At 63.3% G+C, this 17,865-nt stretch carries 7 protein-coding genes; 2 read left to right on the plus strand and 5 right to left on the minus strand.

Translation table 11 applies throughout. The features are described from left to right. Positions 1–77: 77 nt before the first annotated feature. From ABGT83_RS10790 to ABGT83_RS10810, 5 genes are all read right to left on the minus strand, one after another. Positions 78–869: a class B sortase gene (locus ABGT83_RS10790; protein WP_009305538.1), complete on the minus strand. Its 792-nt coding sequence runs from the start codon at positions 867–869 to the stop codon at positions 78–80. A gap of 225 nt (positions 870–1,094) precedes the next feature. Beyond that, positions 1,095–2,033 (minus strand): ParB/RepB/Spo0J family partition protein, encoded by a 939-nt coding sequence (locus tag ABGT83_RS10795; protein ID WP_009305539.1) that lies wholly within the window; start codon positions 2,031–2,033, stop codon positions 1,095–1,097. Then, on the minus strand, positions 1,987–2,814 hold the full coding sequence (locus ABGT83_RS10800) for a ParA family protein (RefSeq protein ID WP_009305540.1): 828 nt from the start codon (positions 2,812–2,814) through the stop codon (positions 1,987–1,989). The genes ABGT83_RS10795 and ABGT83_RS10800 overlap by 47 nt, the downstream gene beginning before the upstream one ends. A gap of 300 nt (positions 2,815–3,114) precedes the next feature. Beyond that, positions 3,115–3,291: a hypothetical protein gene (locus tag ABGT83_RS10805; protein ID WP_157938959.1), complete on the minus strand. Its 177-nt coding sequence runs from the start codon at positions 3,289–3,291 to the stop codon at positions 3,115–3,117. Between the two features lie 288 nt (positions 3,292–3,579). Next, on the minus strand, positions 3,580–15,006 hold the full coding sequence (locus ABGT83_RS10810) for a fibronectin type III domain-containing protein (RefSeq protein ID WP_346687530.1): 11,427 nt from the start codon (positions 15,004–15,006) through the stop codon (positions 3,580–3,582). 502 nt (positions 15,007–15,508) lie between these two features. On the opposite strand from ABGT83_RS10810, the gene ABGT83_RS10815 reads away from it, so the two are divergent. Further along, positions 15,509–16,228, plus strand: coding sequence for a LytR/AlgR family response regulator transcription factor (locus tag ABGT83_RS10815; protein WP_103265479.1), 720 nt, complete (start codon positions 15,509–15,511; stop codon positions 16,226–16,228). 6 nt (positions 16,229–16,234) lie between these two features. Continuing rightward, entirely contained in the window at positions 16,235–17,665 is a 1,431-nt protein-coding gene (locus ABGT83_RS10820; protein ID WP_346687532.1) for a sensor histidine kinase, read from the plus strand. Positions 17,666–17,865 lie beyond the last annotated feature (200 nt).

The following is a 17,865-nucleotide window of genomic DNA, read 5'->3' on the forward strand; positions in this document are numbered from 1 at the left end:
TGTCGTTTTCTGCGTTTGCGTGCCGGACGTTCGGATCGCCCTTACATTCCGTGCTCCCTTCTCTCGCTTTGAGGCCGTCAGCTTTCCGCGGGCTGCGCGTACACGAGCGTCCTCTCGTTCGCGTAGGTCGTGTACGAGCAGGTCACGAACGTGAACAGCTGCGAAGCGTTTTCGTCGTTCGATATGCGCACGTCGCACTCCTCGAAGCGTTGCGCGTACCAGGCGCGCATCTCGTCGGCGGATGAGAAGTCCGTCCGCTTGGCGTTTTCGCTGCCGTCGATCACGTCCACCGCCGACACGGAAAGCTCCATGGCCCCGTTGGGAGTTTGCAGCTCGATGGTCGGATGCGAGCGCGCGAACGCCTCGTCCGAGTAGCGCGCGAAGTCAGCGAACATCGCCACGAATCCGCCGCCCATGTTGTGACCGAACACCACCGCGCTCATGCCGCCCACGCCGTCGCACGCCGCGTCCACGTAGGGGCATCCGTAGGGGTTCCACGAGCGGTAGATGTCGTGGCTCAGGTAGTAATCGGGGTCGCCGCCCGGCGCCTGCACGACGGCGTAGTCGATGGCGGTGCCATCGACGCTCACCCACGCGACGATCGCGGGGTTCACAACCCGCCAGTAATCCCAATCGACCCCTTCGGCATCTGCCGCGGTGGGCGATTCGTTCGAAGCCATTGCGGAAACCGCTGCCGCTGACAGGCTTCCGAACGGCTGCCCCCTGGGGTTGGGCACCACCGACGCGGCGCTTCCGGCGGTCGATGCCTGGAAGGCGGCCATCGCCCCGCAGAGGGCGAGCAGCAGGATCCCGGCGAGAAGCCAGCCCGCCGCCCTCCGCCTCGGTCGCTTGTGGTCGGCTTCGCTCATTGGCTGCCCCCTTCCAAAACCGAAGGCGGCCCCGCAGAGCCGCCTTCGGTTTTCGTTTCTCTCCGGTATGAGGTTTTATTTCCGGCAAGGTTGGTTGCCATCCCCTTCTTCGGCTGGTAATCCCCGGAAGGGGGTGGGGTGTGGGGAGGGGGAAACCCGGAAAACGCCCTGGTTGCAACATATGCTGGATCAGGGCGCACGTCCCCCTTGGCCTGTCGGTGGGCCTCAGCGCTCGCGGGCGCGCTTCCTCTCGTGGCGCTCTAAGAGCTCGAGCGCCTTGACTATGCGGGCCTCCACGGCCTCCCTGCTCGTGCCGGGCTTGAAGAAACGCTCTATCTTCTCGCGGGGGATGCGGAACTGTTCCACCTGGTTGGGTTTGCGCTCGCCCATGATGGACGCCATGGCTTCTCGCGACAGCGCGCCCTGCTCCGAGAGCCTGCGCATCCTGATCGCCTGGGCGTGGGACGGCGTGCACGCCTCCATCCCCATGGCGTCGAGCAGGTCGTCCTGCTCCCTTTCGGACAGATAGCTGATCTCCACGGCGGGGCGCATGGCCATCGACCCGCCGTCCACCATGTCGAGCAGATCGGGGTTGAGGTGCGTGAGGCGGACGTAGCGCTGTACTTGGCTTTTGCTCTCCCCCGATTGTTCCGCCACAATGTCGCGCGAGCGTGCGTTGGCCAACTTGTGCCCCACTGGGGCACAAGTCAAGTCGGAGCGGTACCCCTGCCGGCTCAGAGCGTCGATTTTCATCTTGTAGGCGAACGCTTTCTCGCTCGGCAACACGTTCTCGCGCTGGATGTTCGCGTCCACCATCGCGATGACCGCCTCGTCGTAGGTCATCTCCCGAACCACGGCGGGAAGGGCCTCCAGCCCCGCCATCTCGGCGGCGCGCTTGCGCCTGTGGCCGCTCACCATCTCGTAGCGCCCGTTCTCCTTCGGCCTCACGAGCGCGGGCACGAGCACGCCGAATCTGGAAACGCTCTCGGCCATGTCGCGCAAGGCGTCGTCATCGACGCGGAAGGGATGGTCCGGGAAGGGATCTATCATGTAGAGGGGGATGACCCCCACTTTCTCGCAGCCCACCTCGTCGCGCTCGGCCTGCGTGGTGAACAGGTCATCGAGCGACGGCAGGTCGATGGGTATCGCGCTTTCTCTGGGCATCTTCGAGCACCTCCTCCGCCAGCTTCGCGTAGGCCGCCGCGACGGGGCTTTTCGCGTCGTGTTGGAAGATGCTCTTTCCGTAGGCGCTCGTCTCCGCAGCCCTCACCGCCAAGGGCACGGTGGCGCCGAACACGCGCAGCGTCTTCCCGTAGCCTTCGCGCAGCGAGGCCTCGATCTGCTTGGCGAGGTTCGTCCTGCCGTCAACGAGCGTCAGCAGCACGCCCTCGATTTCCAAGTGTGGGTTGATCTGCCGCTTCACGCGCCCTATCGTCTTGACGAGCTGGGTCATGCCCTTCGCGGGAAGATACTGCGCCTGCACGGGCACGATGACGGAATCGGCGGCGGCCAACGCGTTGACGGCGAGCATGCCGAGGGACGGCATGCAGTCTATGAGGGCGTAGTCGTAGCCGCGCTTGGCCTCGTCGAGCCATGCTTTGAGCGTTCGCTCGCGGTTCATGGCGGTGACGAGCGCCACCTCTGTGCCCGACAGCTCGATGTTCGCGGGCATCAGGTCAACGCCCTCGGGGTGCTTCAATATCCCGGCATCGGGTTCCAGCGGCTCGTCGCGGGCGACCGCCTCCAAATGGGTCGCCAACGTGGTTTCCAGCTCGTCGGGATTGCGCCAGCCGAGCGATGCGGTGAGGTCGCCCTGCGGGTCGGCATCTATTAGCAGAACGCGCTTCCCGCTCATGGCGAGCGCCACGCCGAGGCTTGCGGCGGTGGTCGTCTTGCCCGTGCCGCCTTTCTGATTTGCTATCGCTACGACTTTGCACCTGCTCATAGGCGGTCTCCAATGGTTCGCAGGGCAGGTAGCGACGATGCGGCCACGAAACGAACACAAACGAAGCCCCTGTTGCATGGTCCGGCGGGGTCGAGAATGCGCACGTTCGTCAAAAGTTCGTCAAAAACGCGCGTTTCTCCTGTTTCCCGAACGGATGGAAAAACAAAGGCGTGTCGAAAAGTACGCCTTTGAACTGGTTTTTTGTGATTGTCTGTTTTGTGAGTTTCCTGAAAAATCGGGCGTGAAATTGATTGGGAAGCTTGGGCCTTACCACTTGGCGACACCCGCATTGTCGATGAATTATAACCTTACCTTGCCCTTTCTTGGAACAATTTCAGCGAATAATCCATCTATAACGAATCCGACAGCCAGCAACTCAGCCTCGTGGAGGAACCGTGCGGCATCGTCAGCCATAAGCAGGTCGATGAGCGGCTTGTTCTTCTTGAACACCCGCGTGAGGAACTTCGCCTTCGCCACGTTCTTCGCGATGTCGTCTTTTTCGAGGACGTAGTTTATGACCTCGCGCGGGAACTTGAAGATCCGTGCTCAACCTCGGCCAGAGGGGCTGCTTCACTTTTGATACAGCCCCTCTGGCCCTGCTTAGATTTTACTTTCGACCGTCCAACATTTTGGGATCTCGTTCAGTTCGAGACGAGCAGGGGCGCTCATTTTGTCCTAAAAGTGCCTGTTCCCTTTTAGAACAGGGTGGTACTGACGGGGAGGCCCGGCGCCGCGGGGGCGGCGCCGGGCCTTGGGCGGTACTGGTTAGCGACGGCGGCGCAGGCGGACCGCTGCAATCGCTGCAAACGCCGCGCAGACGGCTCCGAGGACACCTGCGGCGCCCACAGCGTTGCCCAGCGGGTCGCCGGTGGGAGCCAGCTGCTTGGCGCCGGCACCGCCGGCTCCGCTATCGTCGCCGTCCGTTCCGCTCGTGTTGTTGCCGTCACCTGGCGGGGGCGGCGTCGGCTTGTCGGCCTCGGCAACGGTGAACGTCGTTTCGGCCGTCCCGTCGGTGTACGTCGCGACCAGCGTATGCGTGCCCGCCGAAAGCGTGGCCAGGTAGTCGTTCGAGAGTGTGATGATCGTGCTGCCCGAAATCGCCGTGTAGTCCTTGTCGCGCTTAAGCTCCGCGCCATCGACCGCCAGCGACACGAACTTGTCGAGTTCGCCGTTGATGGTGAACGCCAGACCCGCCTGCCCCGGCTGCCACGTGCCGTTGGCACCGGCCGTCACCCGGTAGGTTTTCATCGTTTGCGTGGTGAAGGAATCGCCGTACGCCCACTCCGTCTTCAAAGCATCGTCGCCCTTGCCCACGACCGCTTGCACGCGCCACTCGTAGGAGGAACCCTGGGCGAGGCCGCCCAAGTCGTACTCGGGAGCGGTCAAACCCGGAACCTCCGTCCAATCCTGGCTACCGGCAACACGGTACGCCAGCGTGAACGTGACGCCGTCCACATCGGCGGGCGCCCACGAAAGCGCGGCGTTCGTGTAGCCGGCCGCCGCCGTGAGCCCGCTCGGAACGCTGGGCGTCACGCGCACGCGCGCCTGGTTGCTGATCGCGACCGGCGCCGACGCTGCGAAAGTCTCGACAACCTCGGATACCTCAGATGTCGCGGACGCCTCGCCTGCCTCGTTCGCCGCAGGCGTCTCGCCCGCCTCGTTCGTCTCGGAACCATCGTTCGCCCCAAGCGTTTCGTTCGACGCGCCAGCCTCGGCCGCGTCGGCCACATCGGCCACATCGGGCCCCTCGGGTGTCTCGGCCACGTCGGCCCCCTCAGGCGTCTCAGGCGTTTCAGCCGCCTCGGCAACCTCAGACACCTCGGCGCCCTCGGCCGCCCCGGCGCTTGGAGCCGTCTGCGTGGCCACGCAGCGTATGTAGCCGGTGGTGTTGGCGGCGAGCGTCAAGATCTTATCCGTCGCGTTCGGGATAGTCTCCCACGAATCGTCGGCATCCTCGGAATCGAGCGCGCGGCGCTGCCACTCGTACGAAACGTCTGCGGCATTCCCGCGGTTCGTGAATACCACAAACCTGGCTTGTTCGTCCTTCGCAAGCACCACGTCGGACGGCCATATGCGCGCAACCTTGAGCGGCCCGTCCGCCAGCGTGACGAACCCGCTGGCGACCCAGGCGCTCGTCTGACCACCTCGCACGGCTTGCACCTGCCACTCGTAGGACGTGCCGGACGCAAGAACCTTGATGATGCAGGTCATGCTTACAGGATCGACGCTGTCCGCGGGAGCGGTTGCCCAATCAGCATCCGAGGCGCCTTCCTCGCGGTACCGGACGTTGAACGAATCGACCGCACCCGGCCCCGCCCACGTCCACGCAAGCGTCGCCGCGTCCCTCGTCACCTCTCGCACGGCAAGGCCGCTCGGCGATGCCAGCGAAAGCGCCAGCGTCACCACGTTGCTCTCGACCGTCTTCGACTTGCCGCCCGGCGCCGTCGCCGTCACGACGCAGCGCAAGGAGTGCTCGCCCGCTTCCAGGTTGGCAACCGACAGATGGGTGCGCTCGCCCGTTTCGCCCGGCAGGTTCGTCCACGTGCCGGACAGCTGGACCTGCCACTGGTACGCCAGCGACTGGCCCTCGGCGGAGCCGGTTACCTTGGCGAAGAAGTCATCGACCAGCAAGCTATCGCCCGCCACCGCTTCCGCACGCTCAGGAGCCACGACCACGCTGTCAAGCACGGCATCTTGCGACGTCGTGGTGAACGCAGGGCCGTCAACCCATTCGGAGGTCACCCCGTCGGCCGACACTGAGCACATGCGCCACTCGTACTTCGTGCCGGGAGCAAGGCCCTCTGCGGCATAGGGCGATGCCGTGAGCTTCGGCACCGTGGCCCATCCGTCCTCGCCGGCCGTCCGGTACAGCAGCGTGAAGGAGCCGCCGGTTGGCAGCGTGCCGCCCCATGCGAGCGTCGCCGTCGTGTTGCCGATATCCTTCACGTTCAGGTCGGTCGGAACAGCATCAGGCTGCACGCGCACGGACACCTCGTTGCTGACTACCGGGTCGGAGCCGTCGACCGTGTACGTCACCTTGCAGCGCACGTAGCCGCTCGTCTTGACGGGAAGCGTCACGCTGCTGCCCGTTTGGCCCGCGATCTCCACCCACGCATTAGGATCGTTGGGTTTGGAATCGAGCGCGCGCTTCTCCCACGCGTACGTAAGCTCGCCCGCGCCTACCATGCCGTCCAGGTTCGTGGTCGCCTTCACCGTGGCCTGCGCCACCGGCTCCACCGTCTGATCGCGCGGATCCACCAGCACCGACTCCAGCTTCAAGGTAGGATGCTCCGACGCCGTGACGAACAGGTTCGCGAACGACGGCAGCGACTCCACGCCGTTCTGCACGGCCCGCGCGCGCCACTCGTAGATCGTTTCGGGCTTCAAGTCCTTAAGCACAAGCTGGCTGGCATCGCCTGTAGCCGTGGCGGTCTTCCACTCCTTCGCACCGCTTTCGCGATAAAGAATCTTGAACTCGTCGGCGTTCTGCAAGCCTCCCTTCTCCCACGCCCAGGAAAGCGTGGCTTCGTCGGACGTGATGTCCGATGCCGTCAAGTTGGTTGGAGCAGCGGGCGCAAGCGTGCAGGTGACCTCGTTGCTTGTCGTAACGATACGAGTGTAATCACCGCCCTCTAACGTCACCTTGCAGCGATACCTGCTCGCTCCAGCCGTGGCCGCCTTGTTCGCCTCGATGCTGAGCGTCTCGTTCGTTTCGCCCGGCACAGACACCCATTTCGTGCCCTCATAACGCTCCCACTGGTACTCCTTATTGCGCTCGTGGCTCATTATGGGGACATTGGGAATGGCGGTGAACGTCAAGGTGCGGCCGTTGCCTATGACCGCTGCCGCCCTCGTCGGGGTGACCTCGACCTTCGGCACGGTGAACACGGGGCCGTCCACCCACTCGGAATGCGGGCCGCCCTTATCCACCGTAGGATTATAACCTCCCTCCCCTTTCATATTATTGCTCAATATCGTACGCACGCGCCACTCGTACGTTGCGTCAAACTCCAAGGAAGTCAGCCGGCAGCTCTTTTCGTTGCAAATCTCTTCAGACCACTCGCTTTCACCGATCTTGCGGTAGTTCACTTCATAGCCTATGACTGTTTTCTGCGCATCATTTTGCGCACGCGGATCATCGCACTCCCAGCGCAGGCCGATGCACGAGGTAGAGTCGTAAGTGCCGACACGGGCCGCCTTCGCGGAAGTCTCCTTCGGTGCCATGGGCTCGGTACGCACGCGTGCCGGATTGCTGGACGCGGTCTTGGTCGTCCCGCCAACAGTCTGCTTCACCGTGCAGCGCACGTAGCGGTTCCTTTCATCCCCGGAAAGCGTTATCTCCTTCGATGTTTTGTCGTCCATTGATGTCCAAACGGTTTCGCTTTTGCGCGGATCCTCCGTTGTAAGCTTGCACCATTCCCACGCGTACGTGAGAGCGACGTCATCAATCACGTTCGTGGATGCCGTGAGGGTGACCGTGGCCACCTCATCGTTGCTCACCAAGCTGTCAGAGGGCGTTACCTGAACGGAGCTGAGCACCTCGGCCGGCTCGTCCTGCGCAGTGATGAACGTGTCGATCTCCGACCACGGCGATGTCACGCCGTTCTGCACGACCCGCACGCGCCACTGGTACGTGATATTCCTCGCTTCCAGCACAGCCTGGCACGTCCTGGCCGCGTCGTCTATCTCAAGACCTTCGGACAGCCACTCGTCATTGATGGCACCAGCTCCTGCGAGCTTTCGGTAGCTCACCTCGAACCGAGTGCCCTCCGGCAAAGCGCCGTTGCCCCACGTCCAGCTGAGCACGGCCCTCACCTGGCCACTTTGGTTATCAGGGTCAACATACGGAAAATCATCACCGACGGTAAGATCGGTCGGCGCAGCGGGCATCGCCGTCACGACGGACTCGTTGCTGTCGAACGTCTTTGTGCTGCTGCCGCGCGTGGCCGTGACCTCGCAGCGGTAGGGGTGCTCGCCGACCGACAGGTCCTTCGCGGAAACCTGCAGCGTGGCAGCCGTCTCACCATCCACGGACTTCCATGCGGTGCCGTCGAAGCGCTGCCACTGGTAGGTCAGGGTTTCGTTGGCGGTGTCGGCGTCGGTATTCGCCGTCAGCATGACGGAGCCCTCGGCGCCAGCCAGAACGCTCGTCGCGCTCGGCGTGACCCAGGCCCGCGAGAACACGATCTCTTCCGGCTGCGTGGTGAACAGAGGACCCGCCACCCAGTCGCTGTACAACGGATCGCCGCTTGCGTCGTAGGCAACGGAGCGCACGTTCCACTCGTACACCGTGCCCGGATTCAAGTCAGCCAAATTGGTGGAGGCCGAATTCAGTCTCGGTACGCTGGCCCACTCGCTCGAACCGACCGCGCGATACACGAGGTCGAACGTAGCCCCGCTCGCGTCGCCAGTCCAGCTGATATCAGCGGTCGTTTTGCCCACGGCGTTAACCGTCAAGCCGCTCGGCGCTCCAGGCATGACGCGCACGCGCGCTTCATTGGTGCTGGTAACCGAGGTATTGGTCAGCGACGGTACAAGCACGCTGGTGGGCGGCGTATACGTCACCGTGCAGCGCACGTAGCCGTCCGCGCCCGGATCGAGCTCTATCTTGCGCGTCGTCTTGTCCGCGAGCGTCTTCCATGCATCCGAATCCAGATCCCGCATCTCCCACTTGTAGGCCCTTGTCGCGTCCGGCATATCGTCCACGTTCGTGTACGCCGTGAATGTTGCCTGCTCGGTCGCGCTGGGCGTTTGATCCAGCGGGCCCACCACCACACGCGTGAGTTGGGGGATCGGCGACAACGATTGCGTCACGAACAGCCACGTGGCCGAGCGCGCCGACGGCTCGCCGTTGTCCATCACCTGCACGTACCACTCGTAGGTGGTGGCGGGCATAAGGCTGCTCAGCATGTACTTCGCTTCCGTCAGGTCGGACGTGCTGGTCCACGCATCGGCTTCCGATGCGCGCCAGAACACGCGGTAGGACAGCCCCTCAACGAGGGAACCCTTCCACGACAGATTCGCCGTGGCTGCCGTAATGCCCTCCGCCACCAAGTCGGTGGGAGGCGTCGCCGTAGTCCTAAAGTTGACCGACTCGCTTGTTATGGTTTTCAGCGGGGCGCCGTCCTTGCTGGCCGTCACGACGCAGCGGTACTGGCACGAGCGCGGTTTCGCATTCGCCGCATCCGCAACGTACGTTACCTCCGTTGCGCCTTGCACATCGCTCCACTCGACACCGGTCGCGCTTTCCTGCCACTGGTAGGACAGCGTTTCCCCGTTAAGGGCATTGTCAATATTCGTCACCGCCGTGTACGTGACGCCCTTGCTGCTGCCCGCCACGGCCGCTCCCCAGCGCGGCGTCACCGACACCGTAGCCAGCGCGCTGGGCTCTTCAAGCGTGATGAACGTATCGGCCTGAGCCCACTCGGACCACAGTTGATCGCGCACCACGGCCTGAACGCGCCACGAGTACACCGTGTTCGCCTTCAAGCCCTCCACGTCGCACGACGTGCTGGAGCCCACGTTGTCGACGGTTTGCCAAGCGTCATCATTCGGCGTGGGGCCCTCCGCGTACTGGACCTGGTAGGTGACATCGCGCGGGTCGCCGCTTGCCCACGTCAGATGCACCGAGGTAGTACCCGGCTCGGCCGCAAGCTGCACGGGCGGCGCCACGGGAACGCTCGTCAGCAGCAAGCCGACGGAGCTGGTCACGCTCTTCGTGTCGGTGCCCACGCCAGTCGTCGTCCTGGTGGACGTCACGATACAGCGATAACTCTCGACCGATCCGCCCTCGGGCGCCACGATGGAAAGCTCCTTCTTCGTACCGGCTTCGCCTTCGACGTCGAACCAAAACTCACCGGACGAATTGCGCTGCCAACGGTACTCCAACCGCTCCGGCAGCAGGCCGTCCACGTTCGTTTCAACCTTGAACGTCACCGTTTCGCCGGGCTTTACCAGCGTCTTGTCCGAGGACACCGTGGCCGAATCGAGCGCGCTTGCAGCCGGCGTATAGAGCGATGCGCTCACTTTCTCCGACCGGAAGCCGGCTTCCGGCGCGGCATACACAGCCACCTCGTAGCTCGCCTCGGGCAGCAGCCCCTCGAGTTGGCAGCTGCCTTGCGTTTCATCGTTGGGGATGGTGACGACCTTGGAGTATTCGGACCCCTTATAACCGTCCTCGTCGAACTGTCGCCACGTCACTGCGAAGCGATGGATTGCACCGCTCGCCTTCCAGGTAACCTCGCCCGTAGTCGCGCTGGTCGCCTGCGCCTGCACGTCCGTCGGCGCAACGGGAGCCACCGTCAGGTAGGCCGCCGCGCTGGCAGCGTTCGCCGTCTGATTGTCTTTGCTGTTCGTGGCCACGCAGCGGAACGCCGCAGCCACATCGTCCGCGCCCACCTTGTTCACCGTGAGCGTCGCCACGCCGGCATTCTCGCTCATGGCGTACTTGTCGCTCTGCGCAATCGGGGTGAAGTCCTGCTCGCCTGCGCCCTTGCGCTGCCAGGCGTACGCGATCGCGCCGCCGTCGCTCACGCTGGCCTGCGCCGTGAACGTTGCATCATCGCCAGCTTCCACCCATGCCGTCTTGGGCACCTGCTGGAATACGGGCGTCTCGATGGTGGGCTCCGCCAACGTCGTCGCGTCGAGCGCAGCCGAGAACTTGCCGGTCACGCCGCGCACGAACGCGGCAACGCTCACCTGATAGGTCGTGCTCGGCTGAAGGTTCAGCACCTCGTAGCACAGCTTGCCGCCGGCATCCGGCTTCAAGCCGTCCGCAGTCACCGAGTACGTGGTCGCGTTTTCCGGATTGCCGTCGGTATCCAGCTTCACGCACTTGATCTGGTACCCCTCCGCGTCCTCAACCGGCTTCCACGAAACCGGGAGGCTCGTGGGCGTCGGCGCGCCGCACGCGACGTTCGTCGGCGTGGGCGGCATGATGGCCACCGTCACGACGTTCGAGCTGCCCGTGACCGACGCGTCGGGCGAGGTCGCCTTCACGCCCAGCTTCCACTGCCGCCCGTAATCTTCGGAGGTCACCTCATGTATCAGGGTCGTCGTGTAATCCTTGCTAGCATCGTTAAGCGTAACCGCTTCGCCTTCGGGCTGCCAATCCGGGTCGCCCTCGCACCAGGAGTACCACTGCAACTCGGCAGCCGTCGGGAACTTCCCGCTGTTCGCTACATAGGAGGCCGAAAGCGTAACCTTGTCGCCCAGGTCGGCAGCAGTCTTGTCGGCCGTGACCGTCCAAGTGCCCACCTCGGGGCTGGGCAGCGTATGGACTTCGACCGTTTCCGGCGTTGTGGCGATCGTGCTGTTTCTCTTGCGGGAGTCGACCGTGCTCACGGACGCGCTGTAGTACGTAGAGGGGGACAGGTTTATCGTCGCCTCATAGCTCGTCTTGCCCGCTTCCACCGGGACGATTTGCTTGTAGCTCCCCGCCTTCACCTCGTATTCGCGCACCGTGCCCTCGGCAGGCGCGTCCCAGCAAACCGTTGCATGGTACGACCCCACATCCTTCACCTTCAGGTTCTGCGGCACGGTGGTGTTGTGGACAACGGGAAGGGGCGATGACGTCTTTGCGGTACCAGTGACGACGTGTCCCAGTTCTCCCTCGTCGGTAAGGGTCCACACCCGGGCCTCCACCTTCACCCACCACGCCTTCATCGGATCCCATTGCTTCTCGGTCACGAAGTCAACCGGGAAGTTCATCGAGTCGGATTCCGTGGTGGCGAAGTGCGAGTACCCCCCCTTGCCGTCCTTGTTATCATTGAGATACCACGAGTACTGGACGGCATGCTTGCCGTCGTTGTAGTTCGCCCAATCGTAATTCACGGAAATTTTGTCATTCCGCTTTTCGGAGGGGAGGTAGGCCGTGCAATAGGCATCGTCCCACGTAAGCCCTGTCGCGCCCGTCGTTTTGAAGGTACGGTAATTCGAGTAATCGCTCTTCAAACCCGCCGTTTCGGCACGCACGCACGCACGATACTCTACCTGAGGATCAAGGGTGGTTTCGTAAGAGTACTCGGTCGTCCAATCGGTTTTCTCCTCTACCCAGTCCCCTCCTCCCGGTTCTTTGCGCTCAATGCTCACGGCAAAGCCCCCGGATGTCATGGGCTTCCCGCCGCCGTCTTGCCACGTCCAGTCAAGTTTCACGTGCGTATCGCCTGTCACCGTCGGCTGTATCATCTCCGGCTCGGCAAGGTACACCGACAGTTCTTTCGAGTTATTGCCTATCACGCTGTCGGGTGACGGCGGCGAGGACAGCCTCACCCGGAAGAACGCTTCATCAAACGCTATATCGGCATTCAGCGTGGTATACAGGCGCGCGGTCTTGCGGTCATCGCTCCACGCAACACGGGTGTCCACGGGCAGGTCGGCCCAATTCACGCCGTCCCAGCTATCACTATACTGCCACCGGACCTGCATCGGACGGCTTTCGGGCTGCGGCTGCTCGTACTCCGCGTCCACGACCAGGTTGAACGGCTTGTTAAGGGGTATCTTGCTGAAGGTCTCAAAAGAGCACGGTTTATTGTCGAGCGTCACCACGTCATCGACCGTCATCTTCGGCACCGTGATGCTGACCGGCACGCTATCTGCGTAGGGAACTACGAACGGTATGCGGTACGGCTCGCTTTCCCCCTCGTAGGTGTCTTTCCCGTAGGAACGATAGAACGTGCGGGCCACGCACAGCTGGTAGGTTTGCCCCTCCTTCAAATGCTGGTCCGCCAAATTGAAGGAGCGCACGTCCGCAACGTACTCCTTCTTCGACACGGTATCGTCGCCCTCGATCCATACGTTATAGGCGTAGTCGTTCGGAATGAGATTGCTCTCGGGCGACGGGGCATCGCCTATGAGCAACGGGATGTCGCCCTGTATGATCCCGGATACGTCGTAGGTTCTCGTACCCAAGATCTCGTCTGTTTCACTGTTGTTGCTGGACTCGTCGTCTTTGACCAGCCCGACGACTGTCACGTTCGCTTCCGATTGCGGAATTTGCAGCACGATGTTCGCAGAACTGGTATAGAGGGTGCCCATAAGGTTGTCCAGCTCGTAGTAGTCTATCTTGAGACGGTAGTCGCCTATGGCCTGCTTTGGGGATTCGAGCAAGAAATAAACTCGGCTCCTGGAGTCAGAATGGAGGAGGTCGGTAACCTCTTTGTAGCTATCGTCCGAGTCCTCCCTGTACTGCAGCTGCACCGAATAGCGGTAGCAATTGTCGAACGGGTAGAGGGTGGCGAAGCCAAAGGAAATCCGCTGATTCACGTCCTTGGCAAGAGCGGAAGCCAAGAAATCTTCGGGCTGGATGGTAATATCGAACGGCAGGCTCGTATCGGCCCACTGCGCGTACAGCGTGACGGTCCCGCTCTTTACGAAGTCGTACAGGTTGTCGGAGCTTTCGCTGATCCACTCGGCCTTCGAGTCGCTCCCATCGGGCATGGTCGCCCAGCCCAAAAACGCGCGCGTGTCGTTTTTGTCCTCGCTGTTGACGCACGTAGCCGTGGGCAGCGCGCCTACCGGTTCGCCTTTCACGAAGGTCTTGGTCACGTCTTTCGGATCCATGGAGCAGGTATAACCGGCAGGTTCGTTCAGGTTGAACTTCACAGTAGCCGAGGAGGGCACGCAGTAGGCGTAGAAAATGGGGTCGCCGCCGTAGATGCGATCGTGTATATCGTCCGGGTTGGCCTTGTATTCCTTCGGCGGCTTGCTCCACATGCCGCTCGCGTCAGGCGCTTCGAGCGTCCAATAGGCCAGGCTGTAGCCCTTGGGCGCATCGGCATTCTTGCTGGAAAAAACCGTGTTCCAGTAGGCGTAGCCGTACGCGTCCCTCGCGCGCTCGCTGTTCATGGGGTTTATCAACGTAATCTTGATGTCCTTGCCGACGCCGACGCCCTCAAGTACCCTGCCGCCATCGCCTATGCACATTTCAGGATCGCTATTGGTATACCCGTGGGTAATGTCGAGAGTAATCATGCTGACGATTCTGCCGTTGCACGCGCTACCGCCGATGGCGTCCGCCGGCACGCTGCCCTCTAGAGTCTCGCAGCTGGTAATCTTAAATGACGAGGGCACCACGTACCCGAAAAGGCCGCCGGCATGCCCGGCTTCTGCGGCGTCGGTTTTGATAGCGCCTGAGTTGTAGCAGGACGAAACGGAACGCGCATAACCGTCGAGGGTGTCGGCGAATCCCACCAAACCGCCGGAGTATCCGATACTGCTCGAGCTATAGATTTCCCCTTGGTTGTAGTCGTGATGAATGCTAAAAGTGGTCACTATATACGACAGATACCCCACCAAGCCTCCGGCGCATCCCCCGATTGTTTCTGGCTTGCCTTGATTATTGTTGTCATAGACCGTGGGGAAGCTGCCGCCCATCGACTTGACCTCGCCGTTGTTCGAGCAGTACTCCAAACCACTTGCCTTAGGCTGGGCCGGGATCCTATCGCTGCACTTCACAAGGCTGCCCACCATGCCGCCAGCGTGCCCCTCCAAGGACAGGATTTCGCCGAAGTTCGAGCAGCGCTCGATGACGATACCGCCTTTGTCGTTGTTATTGTCGAAATACGAGCCTATGAAGCCGCCGGCACTCGGACCGCCCTGCACGTTCGCCTGGTTCGTGCAATCCCTTATCTCGATTCGGCGGTCATCGGAAGAGTCGCCCTTCGTGCCGATGCTCCCGAACAGCGTGCCTGCGTTGCCGCTGTAACTCACCGAGCCGATGACGTGGAGGTCCTTGATCGTTGTGACGCCCGTGTCGCCAGCCTTGCCGCCGGTCTGGAAGAGGGCGCTGTGGCTGGTAAGCTGGAGCTCGATCAAGTGCCCGTTGCCGTCGAGCTTGGCCACTTGCAAGTCGGGATGGTTCATTCTGTCGACGACGGCGTCGTCGACCACCCCGCCGTATTCCGCACCATCGGGGCCAGGGGCGGTGAGGTCATTCATGAGGCGCGCGTGCTGCTGGCGCTCTTGGTCTTTGCCCATGTTGTTCAGGCTGTTGCACCACGCAATGAGGTCATCGGTGCTGTAGATAAGCGTGGGCTCGTCGGCCGTGCCTTTTCCTTGCAGCTGGGCCGCGTAGGCGGGCGAGGGAGCCGCAAGCGCGGCGAACGCGAGCAGCGCCGCGATCATGCCCGTCGTGAGCAGCGCGGCGAACGCCAGCCGCTTGTCTTCATGTTCACGCCTCAGTACCCGGCCCATACCGTACCCCGTTCTCGCAGGAAAACACACTTCAAGCAAAGTCTACCGAGGCGCGAAGGCAAAAACTGTTTTCTGGCACGAAACGAACCTGCCTGGCACGAAACGCATCCACCGCCACCCCCGAGCGGCGGGAGAAGACAGGGACGCTGCCACCCTGAACGAACGCCACAGGCCGGGGCTGAAGGACCTGCAATAGGAAGCGCCGCGAGGTGCGCCGCCGTTCTCCCGCCCGCTCAAGATGGCGATGGCTGACCTGTTGAACATCGGCGGCGGTTTCGCGAAGAGGCGCGGTATACTGGGGGACGAGCGGCGCTTGGGGTCGCGCAGCACGCTCGGCTCGGCATTCGGGCTGGCACGAAACGCGCCGATCTGGCACGAAAACATCCGTCGCTTTTCGACGATACCGCCAAAATGGAAAGGAGGTTCCATGACGCGCCGCATAACCGATATGCGCCGTTCAGGCGAACCCCTCCCTGCTGGCATGTATCGAAGAAAGAGACCGATGAGAATCGCCATCGTTGACGACTGCGCACCCGATGCCAAAACCCTCGAAGACGCGATCCGCTCCCACCTGGACAAGCGAGGACGCACCTGCGAGATATGCCGCTTCCGCGGCGGCGACGACCTGTTCGAGACAGCCGACGCGCTCGCCTTCGACCTCGTGTTCCTGGATGTGTTCCTGGACGGCGCCAACGGCATCGACATCGCCGAACGGCTGCGGCGCGAGAACTACCCCGGCCTCATCATCTTCACCACCGTGTCCAGCGAACACGCCGTGGACGGGTTCCGTGTGCGCGCGTTCCACTACCTGACCAAGCCGTTCACGCCCGACGACATCGCCGCCGCCCTGGACGAGGCAATCGAGCGCCTCGCCGGAGACGAGACCATGCTGCGCATCCACGACGGATCGGCCGTGATCAACGTGCCCCTGTCGCAGGTGCGCTCCATCACCGCCGACGGGCACTACTTGAACCTCAACACCGCGAACGGGCCGCTGCGCTGGCGTCAGTCGTTCGGCCGGCTCGCGGACATGGTGGCACCGTATCCGCAACTGTTCGCCTGCAACCGCGGCATCATGGCGAACCTCGCCCACGTGGACGATCTCACCGACGACGGCTGCTTCCTCATGGACGACGGCTCGAAGCTACCCGTGCGCCGCTCGTCGCGCGCCGAGGCGCGCAGTCGCTATTTCGACTACCTGTTCACCCACGTGCGGAGGTAGGCTTCCATGGGAGAGGACGTTGCCGGAGGGGTTCTGTGGTACGTCGTGCGCAATGCACCTACGTTCCTGGCGATGTTCTTTCTCATGCTGCTGGCAGTGCGTGGGCGGCTGCGCTTTTCTCTCAAGGCAACCGTGGGCATGGCGCTGGGCATCGTCGTCGCCGTCAGCCTGGCCTGCGGCATCGGCGTGGCTGCCTTCGCCGGCGAGGAAGGGGTCTGGGCGACGGTTCCCGTGCTGGCCGTGTCGCTGCTGTCGCTGGCCGCGCTGACGAAGCTGCCGTGGGGCAAGCGCCTGTTCGTGTTCTTCAGCGCTGCGACCGCCGCCGCCATCGCCATCCTCACCTACGACGTGCTGCTGCGCACGGTGGCGCTGGAATGGAGCTTCGGGGTGCGGCGCGTGCTGGACGCCGTCGTGTGCTCCGCGGGCCCGCTCGTGCTGGCGCCGCTGTTCGCGCGAACCATCCGCTGGGGCGTCGAGCAGGTGGACGACCCCGCGCTCTGGCGGCGCTTGGCCGCCGTGCCCGCGGGGTTCTTTGTGGCGGCGAACGCGCTGTATATGTTCGCCTACGCGGTGGAGTTCCTCTCGAGCGGCGCCAACGCGTTGTACGCGCTGGCGGTGGGCGTGCTGGCGTTTCTGATGGTGGCGTCGTACCTCATGCTGTTCTCGGCTCTGCGCACCGTCATGGAGAACGCGCGCCTGCGCGAGGCGGCTCAGCTGGAAGAGCTGCAGCATGAGCGCTACGAGAACCTGCGGCGCACCCTGCGCGAAACCGCCAAGGCGCGCCATGACTTCCGCCATCAGCTGCTGGTCATTCGGTCGTTCGCCGAAAAGGACGACGTGCGAGGCCTGCGCGCATACCTCGACGAGGAAGGGGCTGGCCAGGCGCAACGCGAGTCGGGCGCCTACGCGCTCAACTTTGCTTTAGACTCCGTGGCCGCGCATTTCGCCGAGCGGGCTCGAGCCTGCGGTGCCGATGTCTCGCTCGCCTTCGCGCTGCCCGAACGCCTGCCGCTGCCCGAAGCCGATTTCTGCATGGCGATGGCGAACCTACTGGAGAACGCCGTGGAGGCCTGCGAGCGCGCGGCGACGGAGGGCGCGCAGGGTTCGGGGAGCGCGCGGGCGGGGACGGACGGCCGATCGGCGTTGCCGGACGGGGCGCGCACGCTCTTCATGGACGCCGAAGTGCGGGTCGAGGGCAGCGCCGTGCTGGTTTCCGTGCGCAACAACTGCTCGTCCACCGATGCCCGCGCGTTGGCCGCCGCGGCGCCAAACGGCGTGCTGTCGAGCGGCGCACGCTCGGCCAAGCGGGAGGGCGACGGCATCGGGCTGGCCTCGGTAGCCACGATGGCGAAGCGCTATCGGGGAGAAGTACGGGTTGAAACCGACGAGCACGCGGCGACGATCCGCGTGCTGCTGCGCGCAGGCGGGGCGCGCTAGCGTCTCAGGGCGTGTTTGAGCGTGTCAAATCGCTCGGTGTACCGCCGCCGGCCATGCGCACGGTCCAGCCGATGGGGTCGCACATGTCGATTTCCGCGCAGGTCACGCACGCCTCTGCGACGGAAGAGATCTCGACAATGATTCGCCACATGTTTCACGTGAAACATCGCGTTGCCCATCGCGCGGAGGCTTCCGGCTTC

The organism is Enteroscipio rubneri (genome assembly GCF_963929405.1).
GTDB classification, from domain to species: Bacteria; Actinomycetota; Coriobacteriia; order Coriobacteriales; family Eggerthellaceae; genus Enteroscipio; species Enteroscipio rubneri.